Genomic DNA, 20,911 nt, shown 5'->3' on the forward strand with positions numbered 1-20,911 from the left:
CCCCTCCAATATATACATTTTGAAGTTTACTATACAAATAAGTTTAGAAATTCTAGTCACCCTTTATAATTGACAGAATTTTTAATTATTATAAAACAATCTCTACTCAAAACGACTGCCTTATTTCACATTATGAAATTCTAGTAAATTTTTTAAGAGACATAAAAAAAGGAACAGTTTCCTGTCCCTCTTACATCATCCATTCACCTTCTCTGCATCCCAATAATATTTACTAAACGCCTCTGTCAAAACATCAATTGTGTTATACAGCTCTTCCAACGTATTATCAACACCGCCCACTTCAATCAGCATGGCATTTTTTGATAAATCCTGATTATAAACACCATTTCCATCTTTTTTATATTTCGGGAAAATGCCTCTACTTAATCCATAATAATTTTCATCTAAATATGAATTTATCGCTTTTGCAATCTTTTCATTATTAGAACGTCCTTTATTTTCCATCCCAATAATAAAATACAGTCTCGCATAAGATTTTCCATTAATCACTTTTGTCGTAACATTCTTCCGCTGATCATCCCTGTGAATATCAATTGGAAACATAATATTTTTATTTTGTGACAACGCTTCTTTCACATATCCATGAGATGCAGTATACGCTTGATACCATTTCCATTTCTTATTCGCTAATAAATCCCCCATATTTGTTTTGTCATGAAGAACCGGTATTCCCTGTCCTTCCAGCTGTTCTTTTAGACGCTCTCCTAGTAGCGAGACATTTACATCAGGACTTGATGGATTTTTCGCCCCAGGTAACAATGGATAGAAAGATTCCCAACTATGCGTGTGATAAATATATACGGCTTTTTCACCTTTTACATCGCTTTTATTTTTTTGTACAGGATTCTTTTTATCTGCTTCTGTAACTTTACCTTTTGCGACTTCACGTTCTTTCGTTACCTCTTCAATTGGGACACTGGATTCGTTCGGAATATTTGTATAGTCCGTTCCTTCTCCTGCTACGATAATATTAGAATAGTATTTTGACATTCCCGGCACTTCTTTCCCAACGAATGTTCTTAAATCTTGTATTTTAAGATCCGTTGCAATAGAAAATATCAAATTCCCAACTGATTCTCGTTTATTTGTTTTAAAATAATCAAATGCAAAATAATGATTTTCACTCTCCAGCATTTGAACAAACCCTTGCATCGAAACTTTACCAAACCACTGATTTGCATAATAAGATTTCATTGTATGTAAAAGCGAAGTTACAATAGACGCCGCTACTATCACGACAAATGCATACGACAAGATTAAAAATATCAGTTTCTTTCCATGTATATGAGTTGCATACTTTTTCAATGTATCACCCTCTCTATACATGGATATGTACAAGCTTTATGTAATATACATTTTGAATACCCTTGTTATATTTAATACAACAGCTAAAAAGAATAGCAATGCAAATACTTTTTTCTTCGATTGATATGCGTTGATAAAACTTAAAAAAAATCAAATGATATACAGCCAATGTAACCAAACAGAATAGTGTAAATAATATCTTTCAGCCCCAGTACCAAATCAAAACAAATACTACCACCATACAGATTTCCATCCTTTTTAAAGCCTTTCTCATATGATTCCCTCTAAATAAAAAAGAGAAATGGCGACCCATTTCTCTTTCTCATTGCTATTGTTCTTTTGGTGTATCAGAAGAAGGCAATTTCTTCGCTTGTTTTTCTTTGAAAATTTCACCGATTGCACCAAGTGTGCCAAGTGTTTCAATTGCATTAGATGGGATGAAGACTTTATTAGCTGGTCCTTTTGCAACCTCAGCCAATGACTCAAATGATTTATAAGCAAGAACACGCTCATCTAAATCAGCTGCACGTAGTAATTCGATTCGGTTTTGTTCTGCTTTCGCAATCGTTTCAATCGCTCTCGCTTCCCCTTGTGCTTCTAGTTCTTTCGCTTCTCGTATACCTTCCGCTTCGCGAATACGCGCTTCTTTATCCCCTTCAGCCATCAAGATTTTACTTTGTTTTTCCCCTTCAGCACGAAGAACTTTATCTTGTTTAGCCGCTTCTGCTTCTAGAATAATCGCACGCTTATTACGCTCTGCTTTCATTTGTTTTTCCATCGCCGCTTGCACATCTTTTGGCGGATTAATATCAACAACTTCTACACGTTCAATACGAACGCCCCATTTTTCTGTTGCTTCATCAAGTGCTAAACGAATTTCTGTTGAAATTTTTTCACGCCCTGATAATGTTTCATCCAGTTCCATCTTACCGATAATTTGACGCATTGTTGCAGATGTAATATTACGAACACCATATTCATAATTTGAAATACCATATGTCGCAAGTTCCGGTTCAACGATTTGATAGAAAATAATCGTATCAATTTCTACTTGTACGTTATCTTTCGTAATAACTTTTTGTGGTGGTACATTTGTTTGTTGAATACGTAAATCATGATAAACACGAACGCGATCTACAATAGGAATTAAAATGTTTAATCCTGGATGCATAATGCGTTGAAATTTACCAAACCTTTCAACAACTGCCACCTTTTGCTGCGAAATGATTTTAATTGTTAACGCTACAAATACAACAACAATTAATGCAAAAATAATCGTTAATGTTAATGCTACCATGTTTATTCACTCTCCTTTTTCACATGTAAAACTGTACTGCTCCTCTTTATAACAATGACTCTTTCCCCAGCGGAAATGGGAACATCTGAAATAGCAGTCCAAGTATCTCCATCTACTTTCACAATTCCATTCTCTTCATTTGTAATCGCTTGCATGATAATTCCTTTTTTACCAGCCAGTTTATCGACAGTATCAATAAACCCTTTTGCCTCTCGGAAATTTTTAGAGATTCGTTTCGTAAAGAAAGTCAATGTTAAACTCACAATTGCCCCTATAACAACTTGTAAGAATAGCGCTTCTGGGGCAAATAGTGCAATTAGACCTCCGACAACCGCTCCGATTCCAAGCCATAACATGTAAAAAGTAATCGATAGCATTTCTGCAATAAATAAAACACCAGCTATAATAAACCAAACTACCCATCCAGCCATATGCAACCCTCACTTTCTTTTTTATTTTCTATATGTATATGAAAAAAAGAATTGTTTATCACGTCCTCCTAATGCATACGGGACGTTTTGATGGAAGCTACTATACATATTCACTGTTACAATGGGTATTATTAAAATGATATATTAATATATTCTTTATTATACATAAAAATCCCTTTATAAAAGTTACAAAAAATAAAATTCTTTTAAAAATTAATTTTTCAGATTATAATTATTTCAAAGAAAAAATCGTTATTATTTGAAAGGCGGTACTCTTATTGAACCAACACTCGTTACCCTGTTATTGGTTTTCAAAAATGTGTATCACTCTCGCCGATGTTGTTTATGTAATGATTCTTACTACTCATATTTATATGACAACCAAATCAGCTACTATCACAGCTCTTTTTCCATTATTACGAGTTATTGCAAGCCTTATTGCAAGTACATCTGCACCACTTCTAATGAATCGTTTTCCGTCTTATTCATTACTTTTCACGCTACAATGGGTCAAAACGTTCCTTTTAATTCTCTTGACTATACTATTTCCTATTCTATCATCAAACGTTATAACTCTTTTGACTTTCATTATTCTTATTTCATTATGTAGAGGTTGGAGTTCTCCTTTATTATACGCCGTTATTCCACGCCTAACACTGCAAGAAAAATTAGTGAAAGTAAATAGTGTCTTTTCCTTTTCAACGCAAATTGTTCAGGCGGCTGCTTATTCATTCACAAGTGTAGTTGTCCTTTTCATTGGAGCTACTTCTACATTTATGATAAACAACATATTAATGATTTTTGGGTGTATTGCATTATATGTTTCATTGCGCACTATACAAACTGAACAAACAATAGAGAAATCACCCTCCAAATCAGCTACATTAATAGAAGGATGGAAACTGTTATTTCAGCATCCTTCCCTCCGTACAGTTACATATATGGACTTAATTGAAACATTTGCTGGAACGATATGGATTGGCGGTATTACGATGGCATATGTAACAACCGCTCTACATAAAGGAGAAGAATGGTGGGGGTATATCAACACGAGTTATTATATCGGAACATTAATTGGTGGGCTATTAGCATGGCGAATCAGTACATATATTCAAAATAATTTAATACGCTCAATGGCTTTAGGATCACTTCTATTTAGCGTACTTACGTTCTTATATGGCATCACAAGTAACGGATTTATTGCACTGTTTCTTTGTCTTCTAATGGGGCCTTCCTATCAAATTCGGGATATTTCTCAAACAACCGTTTTACAATCAAGTGTACCGCCATCTCTATTATCAAAAATGTATACAGCTCACGGCGCTCTTACTTCGACTGTTTCAGGGATTTCTATGCTAAGTGTTGGTATTATTACCGATATGCTCGGTGTCCGTACTATCTATATCATTGCTTCTATCCTCATTTTATGTTCTGCTTGTTTATCATTTATTTTACTAAAACATACGAAGCAACAAGAAAAGGATGTTTCTCTTTGATTTCACTGTTTTTTTACATATAAAACTTTACAGCATACAAAAAGGATAGAGTATCTTCTATCCTTTTACTACTATATTTACGACAAATTTGGGCTTCTTCTATGCTTTGTAGCTTGTTCAAACGCGTATACAAGTTTGATTAAAGTCCCTTCGCTAACTCCGTCATATTCTTGCGCACTTTCAAATCTTATCTTATTACTTATTAGCTTTAATCATTGCCTTGTCTCCTCATTTTGACAAATTCACATCTGTTTAAACATTTCGTCTACCATACATAAAAACCTTCAAACAAAATAAAAAACGCCTTAGACGAATAAAACTATCTAAAACGTTGGTAACAATCACATTTATTTTCTTCCTATTTTCAAACTCTCTTTTATTTCACATATACGTCCTCTAACAAATGTACAAATTCACCTTGATTCCCTGCTAATACAGGACACTTTGCTATATCAACCCATTCATAACAAAATGTTAGGCCCTCATCTTCCTCTCCTGCACTTACTATATGTTCCCACATATCTTTTACATCTGTTAATAATGAAATGTGAAAGAAGTGACGCTTTTGATACTCCTGTTTTTCTTTCACATAGATGATATAATCATCAATGAAACGTTCTATACATAAATGACGAATTCCAGACTCTTGTAATACTTCACGCAGTACTGCTGGTTCTAATTTTTCTCCTTCATCAACTGTTCCACCTGGGACCTGTATACCTGCTTCTGGCATATCACGATGTGTAAAAACAAGTAATTGTGTAACTCCTTCTTTTTCCCTTGTAATGTATGCATATACCTTTTTCTTATATAACATCGTCATCTGGTCCATCTCCCCTCAATTGATTATTTCATCGCTTCTTCTAAGGTGAGTTGATTTTCATATAAATACGTAGCTTGCGGATTCCCTACATAACGTACGTGCCAAGGTTCATACCGATAACCAGTAATAGATTCCTTTTCTTTTGTATATCGAATGACAAAGCCGAACTTATGTGCATTTTCAGCAAGCCATTTCCCTTCCTTTGTATCCCCAAAAATAGATTCTAATTGAAATTTAGCAGATTGTGATGTAATATCCATTGCAAGTCCCGTTTGATGTTCACTCGTTCCTGGAATCGCACTCGACATAGCTGTTTTCGCTTCTCCATCTTGAATTTTGTACATTGTATTCAATGCTTTTTGCCGGTCAAAAGACCTGAACCCAGAGACTGCAAAAAGAAACATTCTTTCTTGATCTCCTTGCTGAAACATCTTCTCAAGTGCCTGCGCTGCTTCTTTCCTCATTTTCTTCTTCTCTTGATCTCCTTCACTTGAGTAACGTACTTTCGGAATGACTAAATCTTGTGGCTTATAGTGATCTGGTAACCGTCTGCTTTTATTTACAAGTACAAGTATAGAATCAGGATTATTCACAACCGCAATATCGCCTTCTGTTGTAGCGATTGTTTCTTGCTCTTTTGGAAATACAATGCTACTATTCACCTCTTGCGTTTGTTTATCTTTATACATTTTATAATTAATACCTGCCACTCCAATAATAATTGCAACTACTACGACACTCAGTAGTGCCCATCTTTTTTTCATAAAACGACCTCTTATTTTAATAATTTGGCCATATAATACTCGTCGATATTTTTTCCATCAACAATAAGAGAAGCTTTTTTGACACCTTCTTTTTCAAATCCTGCTTTTTTATATAGTGCCTGCGCTCGCGTATTATGGGCCATTACCGTTAATTCTAAACGCCATACATCATGTAATTTTGCCCATTTTTCCATTTCTTTAAACAAAGCTGTCCCAATACCTTGGCCACTATATTCTTGTAAAATTCCAATCACAATTGTTGCAACATGTTTTTTTCTTTGCAAATCACTACCATTAGCTAAAATAAATCCTACCACTTGTTCTTCATGAGTAGCTACAAATATTGTAGAAGTATGATTATTTATGAAACGTTGAATCATCTTCGCTTGCTGCTCCACTGTTGTATCTCGTTCCCCTGGTTCCAATAACATAAAGGCAGTTTCTTCATCTAATTGTTTTCCTAATTGCAAAAATGCTGCTGCGTCCTCTACTTGAATTTCTCGAATCATCTCTATCACCCTGCCGATTTTTTAAGATTAAAAATTTTATTCATAAAGAGAATTTCGCTATTTTTTTATGAAATACCTTTCTATTTTTCATAGGATAAATAGACAAATTTCGATATTAGTATAATGAAGATGCAACTTTATTTAGAAAAATCTTGGTTCCTATCTTTTTCTTCTTTTTGAGCACAAAAAAACGTAAGCCCTCGCTTACGTTCATCCATTTACTTTTTCTGCTTGCCAAAAATATTCACTAAATGCTTTCGCCAATACATCAATTGAACGATTTAATTCTTCGGCTGTATTATCTACACCTCCCACTTCAATTAAAATCGCTTGTCCTGACAAGTCCTGATTATAAACACCGTTCCCTGTTTGAAACCCCTTTTGTATAACCCCTCGACTTACCCCTGGATATTTTTTATTAATCGCTTCATGCAGTGCAGTTGCTAATTGTAAGTTTTTTGCGTAATTTTTATTTCCTTTTCCGATGACAAAAGCAAGCTTCGCATACGATTTATCTCCAATTGCTTTTGTCGTGACATTTTTACGGGCGCTATCTCGGTGCAAATCGAAAAAGTATTGTAGTTCTTTATTGCCTGCCATTGCCTCCTGTACAATTTCTCGAGACATTTTATAAGAACTATTACTATTTAACCCCTTACTAATCAACTTTTTCCCAACATCCGTTTTATCATTAACCGCTCCTATCCCTTCATTCGCTAATTGGTCATGGAACCGTTCTCCAAGTATAGAAATATTCGTCACTGAACTTGTTGCTTTATTAGGATCTGGATCATTTGTTAAATTTAATAAAGGTAAATAAGACTCCCAGCTGTGAGAATGATAGATAAATGCAACTTGTCTTTTCCCCGTCGTTTGAGCAGGTTTTTTCTTTTCTTTATTTGTATCCGTTTTAGGAACCTGTCCAGTTTCTCCCGTTCTTTCTTTCACCAATTCTTCAAGCGGAACACTTGATTCTATTGGTAAATTAGAATAATCAGTCCCTTCACCGGCAATGACAATTTCTGTATCATACCTTCCAAACCCAGGAAGTTCTTTCCCAACGAAACTGCGAACATCATCAAATCGAATATTTGTCGCTGTAGAAAAAAGAAAAGATGAAATCGAAAAGTCTTGGTTTAAATTTCGATATTCTTGTGTAAAATAATGATTTTCTTTTCCAATTACATACATATACCCATTCATTGATAACTCATTCAACCAATTATATAAATATGCTGACTTTGTTTCTTTCAATGAAGTCACCATCATACTAATAAGAAAAAAAGTTGCTAACATCATAATGACAACAAATAAAATAAGCTTACGTACACTTGTTAATTTCACATAAAAAAAGCCTCGATTCATAACATCACCCTCTCTGTTTCAACTTATGTACAAGCTATAGAGAATAGACCGCCTAAATTTCGGCTATATTGTCATAGAGGTGAAATGAATTGAAGCTAATTATCGGTATAATTCCTATTTTTTTATCATCTGTTTTTTTATTATTTGCAGCACATCCTAAAGTCCGTATTTTCTTAGATATTTGTGCGTACCTTTCTTTATATATACTTGGTATACTAATTGCTTTTAACATATATGATGTTGTATTGCACGGCTTAGTGTTTATGACAACCATCCACGGTATTTTGTTGAATCCATTATTTCTCATCACCGGGGCTTATGTAGGGGTATACTCTTTATATCTCCTCATTTATAAACTAGTAACAAATTTAAGAAGAACTTAATGTTTAAATGGAGTGTAAAAATGAGACCAACTTTTATATGTCATAACTGCAAAAAAAAATTATCAGAAAGCAAGATCTTATTACCACAATATTTTACATACGTATCTACTTATTTCACGAAGCTTGTTTTAGCCAACAATTGTTCTTTTCTAGCTTTATTCCTATTAATACACTATTTGGAGTATATTTCATTTGGTATACTCTCGTTATAGGCAGTATTTTATCCTTAACTGAACCATCAGTTATTTGGATTTTCTTTTTAACACCTGCCCTATGTCGGTTGATTTCTTACTACTATATTGAACGTCACTTTTGCTAATAACGATTAGACTGTCCTTTAGGAATACTCAAACACTCCCAATCTTCTTCTTTTAACATTTTTCCAACATAAATAATTTGTCCAACATGTGAAGCATAATGAGCAATTTGTCTCTCAATTGCTTGCATAACACTATGTACTTCACCTCGAATATGGACGATTGTTAAGAGGTCTTGTGAAGTTAATGATTGCAGCGCTTGAAAAACATATTCCCAGCCTTCCTGCCATGCTATTAGCACCTCTTCTTTTGAAGCATAACCACCCTCAAATTCACCATCACGATTTCGATCTAATTTTTCACCATCTTTCGTTAAAAAATCTGTCCATCTTGAGCGCATATTTCCATGTAAATGTTTGATTATAATCGCAATACTGTTTGCTTCTTCATGAGGTGTCCAACTTATTTGTTCATATGATAACTGTGAAAGTGTCCGTTCTCCTTGCTTTTGCATTGCCTTAAAGTTTGAAATGGCACATTCTAAATAGACCTTTCCAACATCCATTTCTAATCCTCTCCCATATTAACTAATAGGTGTTCCATTTGGGACTTCTATATCAGGTTGCAGTAAGATTACATCCCCGGCTTCGGGAACTCCACCTACCACAAGTACTTCTGATTTAAAGCCTGCAACACGTTTGGGCGGAAAATTCACGACAGCTACAACCTGTTTGCCGATTAGCCCATCTGGTGTATATCTCTTCGTAATTTGAGCACTGGACTGCTTCATACCAAGTTCATCAAAGTCAATTTCCAGCTTAATCGCAGGTACACGAGCTTCTCTAAACTCTTCTGCTTTTATTATCGTTCCTACACGTAAATCTAACTGTAAAAAATCTTCAAAATTAGCCATTTTATTCCCCCTCCCAATTTTCATTTAGACAAAACATACACATTTCCTCTAAAAAAAGAAAGATGCCTAAGCACCTTTCTTTTGCAACTCACTTGATTCGTTTGGTCTATATAGGAAGTAACCGATAACTCCACCAACACACGATGGCAGTAACCAACCAATTCCTTCCTTATATAAAGGAAGCATTTCTAGCACATTTGTTATTGCATCAAACTTAATATTTACACTTTCTAAACCGTTAAATAGACTAATAACTAGTGCACCTAAAATTGCACCAATATATATTGTATTTCGCTCTCCAATCCATTTATGGAAATAAGACAGTACAATTAGTACAATCGCAACAGGATAAATAATCATCAATACTGGCAATGTTACAGCAATAAGCTGTGTTAATCCTAAGTTTGATACAACTAAACTAAACACACATACCAATGTTACAATCATTTTATGTGATAATTTAGGGAATAACTTTGTAAAGAATCCCGCACAGGCCGATGTAAGTCCAACTGAAGTTGTTAAACAAGCAAGTGTAATAACAAGGCCTAATAATACTTTGCCACTCGTTCCATATAGCTCATTTACAACTTTTGTTAAAATAAGACCTCCATTATCAGAAACGCCAAGCGATGTACTCGTCGAACCAAGATAAGCGAGTGATAAATAAATTAACGTTAAACCTAATACAGCAATAATTCCAGATACAATTGTTGTTTTTGCAATTTGTCCGCTCTCTTTTATCCCTTTTGAACGAATAACTTGTACAACAACTATGCCAAATACAAGTGCACTAATAGCATCCATCGTTAAGTATCCTTGAATAAACCCACCAAAAAATGCAGTCTCTTTATATGCTTCTACCGGTGCAGCGGGAGCTCCAATTGGATCAATAATAGCTTTCCCTACAATTACAGCGACAATTAATACTAATAATGGAGTAAGAAATTTTCCAAACCAATCAATTAATTTCGATGGGTTTAGTGATAGATACCAAGTAATACCGAAGAAAACTGCTGTGTATAGAAACAGCATATACCACTCTGACACAAATGCTTCTGATAAAAACGGCTTCATTCCCATTTCAAATGAAACTGCTCCCGTCCGCGGAATTGCAAAAAATGGTCCAATTGCTAAATAACTAATCAGTGGGAAAATGAACGCAAATATAGGATGTACTCTTGAGGATAACGCTTTCAAGTCTCCTTCTACAAAAGCTACAGCAGTTACAGCTAGTAGAGGAAGACCGACTCCTGTCACAAGGAATCCAATTGTGGCAATCCAAACATTCTCTCCTGCTTGTTGACCTAATACTGGTGGGAAAATTAAATTTCCTGCTCCTAAAAATAATGCAAATAACATTAAACCGATTGCTAGCGTATCTCCTGGCCTTAATCGTCCCTTCATCTCTCTTTTGCATAGCATGTCTCTATTGTTTTTATCTCTTTCACAATATGCTATGCATCCTCCTCTCTATCCATGTTGATTATATATGTCCCTCAAAAAGCAATGTCTTTTCCCATAATTTCTCCATTTCACCTTTTTATTACTCCAACTAATGAATTTTGATTTTTTTGAATATTCAAAACATTATAGTGTTAAATCACAGAGTTAATAGGTCGGACCTCTTTACTTTTGTCACACATATAGTAACACATTTAGTTGAAAAATAGAAACATATTTTTTATATGGAATTTTTCGAAAAACAAAATAGTATACACTTATTTTTTATGTTATTCTTTTGTAAAAATATTTCTACAGAAAAAGCCATTACCCTCATTTTGTTATTTCAAAATATCTTTAGTCTTCCTTAACTAATATAATGAAAAGCCACCTAAATCAAACAGATGGCTTTCCATATCTATTCTATTATCTCTACTTCACGTGGATTATTCATTTCTTCTACATATACAACACGAAATCCGTGATCTTCTAAATCCTTTAGTAAAGTCTCTAACCCTTCTTCTTTAAATTCCTCACCTAGTGTAAACATAATTCTGCGTACTAATAACGCATCATTATCAAATGTCATTAAACTTTGAATACCACTATATTTTTTCAAAACTGTAGATAGTTTTTGAATCGCTCCATTATAATCTTGAGTTCCTATCATGACGGAATACTTGCTAGAATGAACACCCCATGCATCCTCTAATAGCTCAAATACCTTTTTATGAGTTAGGATTCCAAGAAATGTTCCTTTCTCATCAATAACGGACAAATATGGTAACTTTTTAATTGTAAAGAACACTTTAAAGAAAGAAGAATCTTCTTTCACATATCCATCTTTATCACTTAATAATTCTAATAAATTATCCTCTAATGATCCTTTATATTCTAAAATATCTACTTTATATACATTCCCTAAAAATTTCTCTTTCTTTTCATCTAGTACCGGAACACAACGATAACCCGTTTTATTTAAATGATCCAATGCTTCACCTATCGTAAATGAAGCAGAACAAAATAAGACTTCTCTTTTTGACACATAGTTTCCTTTTACTCTCATAAAAAGCCTCCTTATGTTAAAATACTTTCTGTGCCATAACTATATTATATTTTCAGAAAAAAATAAATGATTTATTTTATTTTTCTGAAAATTTTCGTATTATTGTCATTATTTGTTCATGAATGATTCATATTTTGAAAAATTTAGAGATTATCCTTTTGGACTTAATTGCTGACTAAAAAATTTATAAATAGATTGTTATTTTTCATTACCGTTTTCCTTTAAAAATAAAGAGAATTACTTATTATCATAACTTATACCCATATGTAAAGAAAAAGATATTGTAACTTCTTCAAAAAAGCGTTAGAATAAGAATAAGAATTTTCTGAACATTCAAAGAGCAGGTGAGCAATTATGTCTTCATTATTTCGTACTTACACATATCGCTTTTTAGCTGGATTCCTAATCATTCTTATCATAAGCCCTCTTCCCGCTATATTATTAACGCATGAATCTTCTTATTTAAAAGGTTTAATTGGGATTTTCCATAATTTCACTCATTTTCCGTCTATTTCCATCCCAATGATTGATTGGATGCATGAATCCATTCTTTTCTCATCTCAACCTATTATAAATTCTACCACAACGTTACATGTTCCAGGACAATCTCCACTTCTATTCCCCTATATGTGGGAAGTATACTTTTTATCAATCGTTCGCTTTACACTCACACTCGCAATTGGTTTTTTCATTAGCTTAGCGATTGGACGTTTATTCTTAAAGGCACCAAAACAATTTAAAAAATACATTTCAATATTGCGCTGGATTCCATACTCATTCAGTACTGCTTTATTACAATGTTCTATTGTTTTAATTTCTTTATACATTGCAAAGTACATAACAATTCCATTCCTGTCCTCCCTCATCATCATATGTAGTACATCAATGATTATCGTTATACAGGCAATCAAAAAATGGATTCCGTTTTTAAATAAAACTGAAGAACATGATGATATACGTGACTCATCTTTTCTCATTAATACGTTATTTATGGCCATCGTTTCAAATCATAAATCTATTTTAAGCTCCATTATTCTTTCATTCTTTTATATGGAATGTATTTTTCATACAAAAGGATTACTACAATTTATTATTCAATTTGGAGGAAGTTCACCAACTGTTGTCACAATTGGACTGCTACTCATTTATATTCCTTACATCATTCTTTCCTTTCTTCAATCCGTATGGACAACAAACCAGTCTAAACATCAAACTTATGCTATCTCAAAAACAATAATTAAATAATTAAACTTTAAGCTATCTCCCTCCTTTTAAAAACGGAGGGTTATTCCCCTTTCATTCAGGGTAAAATACCAACAAATTCATGAATGTTTAGAAAAACATTCCAATATTTACTCATTTCCTTTGACTATTATTTTCATTTCGATTTATTATAAAAGTATAACATACTTGCAGGAGGTGACATCTTTATTCCCACTTCGGGGTAGAGAACACACTTGGACATATTAAATATTTTTCTCATCTTTGTACTTATTCTCATTTCTGGCTTTTTCGTGGCATCTGAATTTGCGGTGGTAAAAGTACGAAAAAGTCGAATTGATCAGCTTGCAAATGAAGGAAATAAGCAAGCATTAGCTGCCAGAAGCGTTGTTTCTAACTTAGATGTATACTTATCAGCTTGCCAGCTTGGTATTACCATCACGTCTTTAGGGCTTGGTTGGCTTGGTGAACCAACTGTTGAACACTTACTACGACCACTATTTGAAAAAATAAATATTACTGGGACAATGGCTAACACGCTATCCTTTATCATTGCATTTAGTGTCATTACTTTTTTCCATGTTGTATTAGGTGAACTTGTTCCAAAATCTTTTGCAATTCAAAAAGCCGAAGCAATTACATTAAAATTTGCCAAACCACTCATTTGGTTTGATAAAATTATGTATCCTTTCATTTGGTTACTTAATGGTACAGCCGTATTCTTTACAAAACTATTCGGCTTAGAACCAGCAAAAGAAAATGAACTTGCTCACTCAGAAGAAGAATTGCGACTCATTTTAGGTGAAAGCTTTAAAAGCGGTGAAATTAATCAAACTGAATATAAATATGTAAATAATATTTTCGAATTTGATGATCGTGTTGCCAAAGAAATAATGGTACCTCGTACCGAAATGGTTTGTTTATCTACCGAAAATACATTAGAAGAAAATATGGATATCGTGGCATCTGAAAAATATACACGTTATCCGATTATTGAAAAAGATAAAGATGATATTATCGGGATGCTAAATACAAAAGAAATTTTTCACGATCAAACGAAGGGAATTCAAAAACCTTTAGAAGCGTATATCCATCCGGTCTTAACTGTATTTGAAACAGTACCAATCCGTAAAACATTAATTCATCTTCAAAAAAATCGTGTGCAAATGGCGATTGTAATGGATGAATATGGCGGAACAGCTGGACTATTAACAATGGAAGATATTATTGAAGAAATTATTGGTGAAATTCAAGATGAGTTTGATGCAGATGAATCACCGATGATTGAAAAACGCACACCAAAACTCACTGTACTGGATGGCAAAGTACTCATTTCAGAAGTAAATGATATGTTTGGTTTACATATTGATGAAAGTGATTTAGATACAATTGGTGGCTGGCTTCTATCCCAGGCTATTGATTTAAATATCGAAGTTGGCTATTCAATTGAATATGCTGGTTTCCAATTTAAAGCATTAGAGCTTGACGGGCATCAAATTAAGAAAGTTGCTGTACATAAACTAGATAGTAAAAAGGAGATATAAATTGACTGTTTTATTAACACTTTGTATAATTGTTTGTTTTATCGTATCATTTATTGCGTTTATCTATCCAATCATCCCTGGCATACTTGCACTGTGGGCTGGATATATCATTTATCATTTTGGTATAAATGGCGGGGAGCTAACAACAAGTTTTTGGATCTTTCAAATCATTTTTACCATCATTATTTTCGTTGCTGATTTTATTGCAAATGGATACTTCTTAAAAAAATACGGAAGTACCAGATGGGGCGAACGTGTGGGAATGATTTCTATTATTATCGGATCCTTTTTCTTCCCACCATTTGGTCTCATTATCATTCCATTTCTATCTGTTTTCGTGACAGAAATAATGCATAAAAAGACACCGCAAGAAGCGTTTATGGTCGGAATCGCTACAGTCGTCGGCTTTTTAAGCAGTACAGTAGCAAAAGCAATCTTACAAATCATTATGATTATCATTTTTGTATGTTACATTCTTTTTTAACCATCCCTTTTCAGGGATGGTTTTTTAATAAGCAATACCTACGCGGCTATTTTCATATACTTTTTCATTTATTAGAGACCATGTAAAACAAGCCGTATCTCCTACCGTAATTTTTGATCCATCCAGTGGTAACATATTTGCCTCCGTCCGGTACATACCCGTTTCTTCACCATCAATTAGATATGTGGGACAAACAATTGTCCAGTATAGCCCACTGTTCTTTAAAGCTACATAAGCAGCTAAATGATCTTCTGCAGCTGTTGTAGTTCTTCTTTTTGATTCTTCCGATTGAAACCGATATATGTTCAGATTTGTTCGAGCCTGTAAAATACCTGCTGTTCCTATCGTGATAATCCTTTTTACTCCCTCTTCATCCATATGTTTTATAATACTAGGTATACTATTCGATAACGTTCTATTTCCATCTGTCCCAAGAGCACTTAAAACAATTTCAGCTCCTTTTAAAGCCTTCTTCACATCATTTTCTTGCAATACATCCCCTTCTACTATATATAGATTGTTATGTTTTACCACAAGCTTATTTTGATCACGAACTAATACTGTGACATCATGTGAATCTTGTAATGCCAGTTTCATTAACTGGGCCCCAACTCTTCCAGTTGCTCCAAATATGCATATTTTCATTTCTCTTCTCCTTATTCTCTATTTCTCTCTATTTTTTCTCAAAAACGAAAAATATACAACTAAAAAAGCTTCCTCATCACCTGAGGAAGCTCCACTATACATAACATAATCTTATTTTTTTTCCTTTGAATCTGAAGAATTGCTATCTTTACTCGTTTCCTGATCTGTCTTTTCATCTTGCTGAGTTGTAGTTTCTTCATCTTTCTTCTTTTCCTCATCATTATTATTACAACCTACCAGAAATAAAGAGCTCGCAAGTGCCATAGCAGTCAAAGTTTTTACCCATTTACTCATTTGCTTATCCCCCTTTTGATAGAATATGTACAATCTCATATTACTTCTCTTTTTTGAAGGAAATATTAGAAAAGAGTAAAGATACGGTAAATATTTGTAAATTTTCTGATAACACCGATCTTATTTTTTTAATTTCGCAGTGTTTTCACCTATAATAAAAGTAATATAAAAGAGAAAGGTTGATACATATGGAACTTGGATTAGCTGGAAAAACTGCTCTAGTTGTCGCTTCTAGTCAAGGCTTAGGAAAAGCAATTGCTACAGAGCTTATAAAAGAAGGAACAAATGTTATGCTACTTAGTCGTAATGAAGAAAAGCTAGCATCCTTACAAAAAGAGCTGATTGCTCTTAACAAAGGTACTGCCATGTATACAGTTTGTGATGTCACAAATAAAGAAAATATCAAACAAGCGGTAGCATATACTATACAAACTTTTGGTACAATCGATATTTTAGTTAACAATGCTGGCGGACCAAAGCCAGGTACATTTGAACAATTAACGGATGAAGATTGGTACAGCTCATTTGAACTCAATTTATTAAGTTACGTTCGTATGATTCGTGAAGTACTTCCATATATGAAGGAGCAAGGTGGCAAAATTATTAACATTGCTTCTTCTTCTATTAAAGAGCCAATTCCCGGATTACTATTATCGAATACATTCCGAGTCGGCATTACAGGGTTAGCAAAAACGTTAGCATCTGAACTTGCTCCATACAATATTTTAATTAATACGATTGCACCTGGACGTATCGCTACAGACCGCATCGCTTCTCTCGATGAAACAGCTGCCGAAAAACGCGGAATTGCAGTAGAAGACGTTCAAAAACAATATGAAGCAATTATCCCTCTTGGAAGATATGGTCATCCTAGTGAATTCGCTAAATTTGCTACATTCCTTGCATCCGATGCAAATACTTATATGACCGGGCAATCATTCCTTGTTGATGGTGGAATGGTAAAAAGTTTATAATTCTTATACAAAAAAACAAGACGGCTACTATTCCGTCTTGTTTTTTATGCAAATTTTTCATCTTCATATATATGTTCAATCTTATACTCTTTCTTCACAACATATTGCCACACACTATATGCATAACGATTCATTTTAACGAAGCAACTTTCCAAAAAAGAACGAAACTCTGGATTCGCAACTTCTACTGCAACTTGGGCAAACCTGAGTGCTAATCTTTTTAAATTTGAAATATAAGAAATAGCAACTTTGATATCGCTTTTACTAGTATTTTTCATTGGTATATTATTTTGGATAAGTGGAGACTCCAATTGTTCACAAATTATATGCTGTACATTTTCACCCTCTTGAAAATTCACCTGTTCATTGTAAGCTTGTAAAATATAGGGCAAATGTTGTTTTAATATATTTCCTAGTTCTTCATCTTCCACCTTATTCATACACTCACCGATCATATGAATCACTTCATAACTACACTTCATTAATTCTTCCATGCATCTCATATTATAACTCCCCCTTTCTTCTAAATATATGCCTATAAATAGAAAGCCAGAACGTTTGCCACCTTTGCTAGAAACCAATCCCAACTATTTATTTTGTCAAAATCTTTGTCTGTTAATCGTTTAGAATCATGAAAATCCTTTTGTAATTTCTCCCATACTTCAGCAACAACTGCTTTATCATAGATAAAACAGTCTGACTCTGTATTTATATAAAAACTGCGCATGTCAAAATTAGCTGTCCCTACATCAGCACTTACATCATCAATGATTGTCACCTTTCCATGAAAAAAGCCATCTCGGTATTGATAGATCTCTGCACCAGCATTTAGCATCTTTTTTAAATGTGGATAGGCAGCTTGTTTTAATAACAGAGCATCACTTTTAAATGGAACAAGAAGCTTTACAGCAACTCCTCGCTGCAATGCCTCTTGTAAAACGTTTATCATTTCTTTTCCTGGTACAAAATATGGCGTTGCAATGATAATTGACTTTTTAGCTTGCTTTAGTAGTGCACTATACTCTTTCCAAAATCCTTTCCCATCAGAAAATACATACTGATATTTTGCACTTCCTTGCGTAGAAACCTCTTTATATAAGGAAAGCTTTTCACCAGTATCTGCATGCCAATCTTCTGCAAATTTCCGCTCCATATCAACTGCGCCATCCCCTTCAATGCGCAATTGATAATCACGCCATCTCCCGAATTTAGGATCCTTTCCGAGATACTCCTCTCCAATATTAAAACCACCGACATAAGAAACTTTTCCATCAATCACTGCAATACGGCGATGATTACGTTGATGTAATGAATAAAACAGATTTTTTAATTTAGGCTTTTTACTAAAAGTAAACTTAACACCCTTTTCTTTTAACTGCCGAATTACTTTTTTCTTAATTTTATAGCCACCAATTCGATCTACCGATAATTTCACATCCACACCACTCGATGCTTTCTTCTCTAATAGTTCTAAAAATTCACGACTGACTTTATCCTTACCTACAATATAAAAATGAAGATAAATAAATTTTTTAGCACGATTGATATCTTCAAACATATTCCGATATAAATCTTCTCCATTTACAAATGACTGAAAACTCCCCTGCCGAATTTGTGATATTTCAAGTTGATTCGCCATTTTCTTCCCCATTCCTAGATCGATGTTCATCCATATGAATATCCCTATGATACATAACAAAATGGCTATACATTTTTTCATGGATAAAACCCTTTCTTCAAAAGCTGTTATTCCTATATCTTTCCTTTTTTTTACGTTAACATACAAGAAAAATCCACAGTTTCGTGATATATGTCCCTGTCAAACAAAAGTGAATTTGCATATTGTATGTTGTATCTTACAATAAAAGGAGGAAATAACAATGGGCTTCGCACATGGAAATGGATTTGCGTTACTTGTCGTACTATTTATCCTCTTAATTATCGTCGGTGCTGCTTGCTTTTGCTAGCTAGCTCTCCCAAGGCGATATGCAGATGAAAAACTATAAAAGCGGACACCTAAATTTAGGTGTCCGCTTTTCATTCCAAGTCACTTATAAAGTTAATAACGTTGCAATTTTCTTACTTTCTGCTTTTCGAATATGACGTTGCTGCGCACGTAAAACAGCAATCTCATGTAATTTTTTCTCTCCTTCTGTTTCCGGAATCACACGTGGAACAGGAACTGGATTATTTTCTTTCCCAAGGGCCACAAATGTAACAAAAGATGTTGCTGCAATTCGTTTTTCACCAGAAATTAAATCTTCCGCCACTACTTTTACAAACACTTCCATCGACGTTCTCCCGGTCCAAACAACAAATGATTCATAGCTAACACAATCAGTTGAACGAACTGGATGTAAGAAATCCACCCAGTCCATCGATGCCGTGACACATTCCATTCGTGAATGCCTCGTTGCTGAGATAGATGCAATCATATCCATTTCAGCTAATATTTTACCCCCAAATAATGTGTTATGATCATTTAAATCTGTTGGAAAGACACGACTTGTTTTAAAAACTCGTGATTCATTAACTGTTTTCCCCTTTATTTCTCCCATTTCCTTTATTTCTCCCATTTCCTTCACCTCTTAAATTCATTCGTAAATATCAAATGGCATAGAAACTAAATAACTACTCCCTAATTTCTCACAATCCCACATGTCCAACATACTAATTAATATGAGAATTTCCGAGCTTTCTCATACTTTTTTGTTCATCTTGCATACAAAAATTACACTAAGTGAACTATATATTATATATTAACAATTTTTAGAACTTTACGTCTATAAAAAAGAACCGATTATAATCAATCGGCTCCTCTAAATACATATTGTTCTTTCGGCTGTTCAACTTTATTCCATTTTGTTATTTCTAAAACAGGAATATTTGCGTGGAATGGTTGATAAAATTCCGTTGAAACTTCACCTTCCACTTCAATCCAATCATCATTCTTCCACTCTACTCCCTCTGGTTTTTTCACCAGCATACCATATACACCTGAATCCGCTACGCAATGAATAATACCAAAGCGGAATAAGAAATATTGCTCTTTCTTTGCAGAATCATCGCGGAAGACAAATCCTTTAAAAGAAAGTTTCTTCCCTGTAAATTCTCCAGGATAATTGTAGATTGTTTCCATTCCTTTTAAGAAGTTCTCATCATTTAAAGCTATCTTATCTTTATTTACAAATTGTTTTTTCCCTTTCTCCATTACATCTCTATATCCTTCTTTCGCATAATAAATGCTCGTATCCGGCCTTAGAAATTGTCTTCTCATAAATGGATCTTGACTATCTGGCTGCGAAACTGGAAAATGAAACCCTTTCGCTTTTACAATATCCGAATCTAATGTCGCAATTGGAAAGAATAACCCTGTAATAATAGGGAAACAAAATAAGGTATAAGCAAAAGTGCGTTTCCACCATGTATTTTCATCTTTTGAATGATCATGTCCACAGTGGTTATGGTCACAGCCACAAGCATGTTCTTCTGCTTTCTTCCCGTGTTCTTTTTGAAACACAATAATGATTTGAACAATCGTTAAAAATCCTAAAATAATTGCAGCAGTTGTTGATAAATACGCGTACTTCATATTAATATATTTCGTTATATTTCCAGAAATATGAAGCTGTGCTATTAAAATTGTAAAACCAAGTAAAATATACGCTCGAAACATAAC

At 33.9% G+C, this 20,911-nt stretch carries 24 protein-coding genes and 1 pseudogene; 8 read left to right on the top strand and 17 right to left on the bottom strand.

The annotated features are described in order from the left end of the window. Positions 1-195 precede the first annotated feature (195 nt). The 3 genes from spoIIP to Y7E_RS0114930 form a co-directional block, all read right to left on the bottom strand. Entirely contained in the window at positions 196-1,347 is a 1,152-nt protein-coding gene (gene spoIIP, locus Y7E_RS0114920) for a stage II sporulation protein P (RefSeq protein ID WP_081584683.1), read from the bottom strand. A 307-nt stretch (positions 1,348-1,654) separates the two neighbouring features. Continuing rightward, entirely contained in the window at positions 1,655-2,623 is a 969-nt protein-coding gene (locus Y7E_RS0114925; RefSeq protein ID WP_017152073.1) for an SPFH domain-containing protein, read from the bottom strand. 2 nt (positions 2,624-2,625) lie between these two features. Beyond that, complete coding sequence (locus Y7E_RS0114930) at positions 2,626-3,054, bottom strand: NfeD family protein (RefSeq protein ID WP_017152074.1); 429 nt, start codon at positions 3,052-3,054, stop codon at positions 2,626-2,628. A gap of 317 nt (positions 3,055-3,371) precedes the next feature. On the opposite strand from Y7E_RS0114930, the gene Y7E_RS0114935 reads away from it, so the two are divergent. Beyond that, entirely contained in the window at positions 3,372-4,550 is a 1,179-nt protein-coding gene (locus tag Y7E_RS0114935) for an MFS transporter (RefSeq protein WP_087957957.1), read from the top strand. A 376-nt stretch (positions 4,551-4,926) separates the two neighbouring features. On the opposite strand, the gene Y7E_RS0114940 is transcribed toward Y7E_RS0114935, so the two are convergent. The 4 genes from Y7E_RS0114940 to Y7E_RS0114960 all read right to left on the bottom strand — a co-directional run bounded on the left by Y7E_RS0114940 (position 4,927) and on the right by Y7E_RS0114960 (position 8,011). Next, a complete protein-coding gene (locus Y7E_RS0114940; RefSeq protein WP_017152076.1) occupies positions 4,927-5,373 on the bottom strand; it encodes an NUDIX hydrolase in 447 nt (148 codons plus the stop codon). A 23-nt stretch (positions 5,374-5,396) separates the two neighbouring features. After that, a complete protein-coding gene (locus Y7E_RS0114945) occupies positions 5,397-6,137 on the bottom strand; it encodes a M15 family metallopeptidase (protein ID WP_017152077.1) in 741 nt (246 codons plus the stop codon). An 11-nt stretch (positions 6,138-6,148) separates the two neighbouring features. Then, positions 6,149-6,646, bottom strand: a complete 498-nt coding sequence (locus Y7E_RS0114950) for a GNAT family N-acetyltransferase (RefSeq protein ID WP_017152078.1) — start codon at positions 6,644-6,646, stop codon at positions 6,149-6,151. A gap of 210 nt (positions 6,647-6,856) precedes the next feature. Continuing rightward, positions 6,857-8,011, bottom strand: a complete 1,155-nt coding sequence (locus Y7E_RS0114960; RefSeq protein WP_017152079.1) for a stage II sporulation protein P — start codon at positions 8,009-8,011, stop codon at positions 6,857-6,859. 89 nt (positions 8,012-8,100) lie between these two features. Here Y7E_RS0114960 and Y7E_RS31795 point away from each other — a divergent pair, with 89 nt between their 5' ends. Both Y7E_RS31795 and Y7E_RS34450 read left to right on the top strand, forming a co-directional pair. Further along, complete coding sequence (locus Y7E_RS31795) at positions 8,101-8,394, top strand: hypothetical protein (RefSeq protein WP_081584640.1); 294 nt, start codon at positions 8,101-8,103, stop codon at positions 8,392-8,394. Positions 8,395-8,414: 20 nt separating this feature from the next. Further along, a pseudogene (locus tag Y7E_RS34450) lies at positions 8,415-8,713 on the top strand (permease). Here the strand turns inward: Y7E_RS34450 and Y7E_RS0114970 are convergent. From Y7E_RS0114970 to cbpA, 4 genes are all read right to left on the bottom strand, one after another. Beyond that, the gene (locus tag Y7E_RS0114970; RefSeq protein ID WP_017152081.1) at positions 8,710-9,216 is read right to left on the bottom strand and encodes a DUF1572 domain-containing protein; all 507 of its coding nucleotides are present in this window, start codon (positions 9,214-9,216) and stop codon (positions 8,710-8,712) included. The pseudogene Y7E_RS34450 and the gene Y7E_RS0114970 overlap by 4 nt on opposite strands. Before the next feature lie 18 nt (positions 9,217-9,234). After that, positions 9,235-9,564, bottom strand: a complete 330-nt coding sequence (gene csaA, locus Y7E_RS0114975; RefSeq protein WP_017152082.1) for a chaperone CsaA — start codon at positions 9,562-9,564, stop codon at positions 9,235-9,237. Positions 9,565-9,630: 66 nt separating this feature from the next. Further along, positions 9,631-10,968 (bottom strand): branched-chain amino acid transport system II carrier protein BrnQ4, encoded by a 1,338-nt coding sequence (brnQ4, locus tag Y7E_RS0114980; RefSeq protein ID WP_017152083.1) that lies wholly within the window; start codon positions 10,966-10,968, stop codon positions 9,631-9,633. A 454-nt stretch (positions 10,969-11,422) separates the two neighbouring features. Beyond that, positions 11,423-12,070 (bottom strand): cyclic di-AMP binding protein CbpA, encoded by a 648-nt coding sequence (gene cbpA / locus Y7E_RS0114985; protein WP_017152084.1) that lies wholly within the window; start codon positions 12,068-12,070, stop codon positions 11,423-11,425. A 354-nt stretch (positions 12,071-12,424) separates the two neighbouring features. Here cbpA and Y7E_RS0114990 point away from each other — a divergent pair, with 354 nt between their 5' ends. From Y7E_RS0114990 to Y7E_RS0115000, 3 genes are all read left to right on the top strand, one after another. After that, complete coding sequence (locus Y7E_RS0114990) at positions 12,425-13,315, top strand: hypothetical protein (RefSeq protein ID WP_017152085.1); 891 nt, start codon at positions 12,425-12,427, stop codon at positions 13,313-13,315. 212 nt (positions 13,316-13,527) lie between these two features. Next, the gene (locus Y7E_RS0114995; protein ID WP_017152086.1) at positions 13,528-14,835 is read left to right on the top strand and encodes a hemolysin family protein; all 1,308 of its coding nucleotides are present in this window, start codon (positions 13,528-13,530) and stop codon (positions 14,833-14,835) included. A gap of 1 nt (position 14,836) precedes the next feature. Then, positions 14,837-15,319 (top strand): DUF456 domain-containing protein, encoded by a 483-nt coding sequence (locus tag Y7E_RS0115000; protein ID WP_017152087.1) that lies wholly within the window; start codon positions 14,837-14,839, stop codon positions 15,317-15,319. A gap of 24 nt (positions 15,320-15,343) precedes the next feature. Here the strand turns inward: Y7E_RS0115000 and Y7E_RS0115005 are convergent, their stop codons facing one another. Together Y7E_RS0115005 and Y7E_RS0115010 are read right to left on the bottom strand one after the other, a co-directional pair. Further along, positions 15,344-15,964, bottom strand: a complete 621-nt coding sequence (locus Y7E_RS0115005) for an NAD(P)-dependent oxidoreductase (protein WP_017152088.1) — start codon at positions 15,962-15,964, stop codon at positions 15,344-15,346. Between the two features lie 111 nt (positions 15,965-16,075). Further along, the gene (locus Y7E_RS0115010; protein WP_017152089.1) at positions 16,076-16,258 is read right to left on the bottom strand and encodes a hypothetical protein; all 183 of its coding nucleotides are present in this window, start codon (positions 16,256-16,258) and stop codon (positions 16,076-16,078) included. 188 nt (positions 16,259-16,446) lie between these two features. Between Y7E_RS0115010 and Y7E_RS0115015 the strand changes: the two genes are divergently transcribed. Then, positions 16,447-17,232, top strand: a complete 786-nt coding sequence (locus Y7E_RS0115015) for an SDR family oxidoreductase (protein ID WP_017152090.1) — start codon at positions 16,447-16,449, stop codon at positions 17,230-17,232. Positions 17,233-17,276: 44 nt separating this feature from the next. Here the strand turns inward: Y7E_RS0115015 and Y7E_RS0115020 are convergent, their stop codons facing one another. Continuing rightward, entirely contained in the window at positions 17,277-17,735 is a 459-nt protein-coding gene (locus Y7E_RS0115020; protein ID WP_017152091.1) for a spore coat protein, read from the bottom strand. Between the two features lie 32 nt (positions 17,736-17,767). After that, a complete protein-coding gene (gene cls / locus Y7E_RS0115025) occupies positions 17,768-18,952 on the bottom strand; it encodes a cardiolipin synthase (protein ID WP_026049220.1) in 1,185 nt (394 codons plus the stop codon). A gap of 160 nt (positions 18,953-19,112) precedes the next feature. Here cls and Y7E_RS31800 point away from each other — a divergent pair, with 160 nt between their 5' ends. Continuing rightward, positions 19,113-19,199, top strand: a complete 87-nt coding sequence (locus Y7E_RS31800) for a YjcZ family sporulation protein (RefSeq protein WP_000505094.1) — start codon at positions 19,113-19,115, stop codon at positions 19,197-19,199. Positions 19,200-19,283: 84 nt separating this feature from the next. On the opposite strand, the gene Y7E_RS0115035 is transcribed toward Y7E_RS31800, so the two are convergent. Both Y7E_RS0115035 and Y7E_RS0115040 read right to left on the bottom strand, forming a co-directional pair. After that, the gene (locus tag Y7E_RS0115035) at positions 19,284-19,790 is read right to left on the bottom strand and encodes an acyl-CoA thioesterase (protein WP_026049221.1); all 507 of its coding nucleotides are present in this window, start codon (positions 19,788-19,790) and stop codon (positions 19,284-19,286) included. Positions 19,791-20,038: 248 nt separating this feature from the next. Further along, positions 20,039-20,908 (bottom strand): TIGR03943 family putative permease subunit, encoded by an 870-nt coding sequence (locus Y7E_RS0115040; RefSeq protein ID WP_017152094.1) that lies wholly within the window; start codon positions 20,906-20,908, stop codon positions 20,039-20,041. Between the last annotated feature and the right edge of the window lie 3 nt (positions 20,909-20,911).

The organism is Bacillus bingmayongensis, from assembly GCF_000299035.1.
GTDB lineage: Bacteria > Bacillota > Bacilli > Bacillales > Bacillaceae_G > Bacillus_A > Bacillus_A bingmayongensis.

Coding starts and splice junctions, on each gene's coding strand:
- spoIIP (WP_081584683.1), bottom strand. CDS start 1,347: ATGTATAGAGAGGGTGATACATTGAAAAAGTATGCAACTCATATACAT.
- Y7E_RS0114925 (WP_017152073.1), bottom strand. CDS start 2,623: ATGGTAGCATTAACATTAACGATTATTTTTGCATTAATTGTTGTTGTA.
- Y7E_RS0114930 (WP_017152074.1), bottom strand. CDS start 3,054: ATGGCTGGATGGGTAGTTTGGTTTATTATAGCTGGTGTTTTATTTATT.
- Y7E_RS0114935 (WP_087957957.1), top strand. CDS start 3,372: ATGTGTATCACTCTCGCCGATGTTGTTTATGTAATGATTCTTACTACT.
- Y7E_RS0114940 (WP_017152076.1), bottom strand. CDS start 5,373: ATGACGATGTTATATAAGAAAAAGGTATATGCATACATTACAAGGGAA.
- Y7E_RS0114945 (WP_017152077.1), bottom strand. CDS start 6,137: ATGAAAAAAAGATGGGCACTACTGAGTGTCGTAGTAGTTGCAATTATT.
- Y7E_RS0114950 (WP_017152078.1), bottom strand. CDS start 6,646: ATGATTCGAGAAATTCAAGTAGAGGACGCAGCAGCATTTTTGCAATTA.
- Y7E_RS0114960 (WP_017152079.1), bottom strand. CDS start 8,011: ATGAATCGAGGCTTTTTTTATGTGAAATTAACAAGTGTACGTAAGCTT.
- Y7E_RS0114970 (WP_017152081.1), bottom strand. CDS start 9,216: ATGGATGTTGGAAAGGTCTATTTAGAATGTGCCATTTCAAACTTTAAG.
- csaA (WP_017152082.1), bottom strand. CDS start 9,564: ATGGCTAATTTTGAAGATTTTTTACAGTTAGATTTACGTGTAGGAACG.
- brnQ4 (WP_017152083.1), bottom strand. CDS start 10,968: ATGAAGGGACGATTAAGGCCAGGAGATACGCTAGCAATCGGTTTAATG.
- cbpA (WP_017152084.1), bottom strand. CDS start 12,070: ATGAGAGTAAAAGGAAACTATGTGTCAAAAAGAGAAGTCTTATTTTGT.
- Y7E_RS0114990 (WP_017152085.1), top strand. CDS start 12,425: ATGTCTTCATTATTTCGTACTTACACATATCGCTTTTTAGCTGGATTC.
- Y7E_RS0115005 (WP_017152088.1), bottom strand. CDS start 15,964: ATGAAAATATGCATATTTGGAGCAACTGGAAGAGTTGGGGCCCAGTTA.
- Y7E_RS0115010 (WP_017152089.1), bottom strand. CDS start 16,258: ATGAGTAAATGGGTAAAAACTTTGACTGCTATGGCACTTGCGAGCTCT.
- Y7E_RS0115015 (WP_017152090.1), top strand. CDS start 16,447: ATGGAACTTGGATTAGCTGGAAAAACTGCTCTAGTTGTCGCTTCTAGT.
- Y7E_RS0115020 (WP_017152091.1), bottom strand. CDS start 17,735: ATGAGATGCATGGAAGAATTAATGAAGTGTAGTTATGAAGTGATTCAT.
- cls (WP_026049220.1), bottom strand. CDS start 18,952: ATGAAAAAATGTATAGCCATTTTGTTATGTATCATAGGGATATTCATA.
- Y7E_RS31800 (WP_000505094.1), top strand. CDS start 19,113: ATGGGCTTCGCACATGGAAATGGATTTGCGTTACTTGTCGTACTATTT.
- Y7E_RS0115035 (WP_026049221.1), bottom strand. CDS start 19,790: ATGGGAGAAATAAAGGGGAAAACAGTTAATGAATCACGAGTTTTTAAA.
- Y7E_RS0115040 (WP_017152094.1), bottom strand. CDS start 20,908: ATGTTTCGAGCGTATATTTTACTTGGTTTTACAATTTTAATAGCACAG.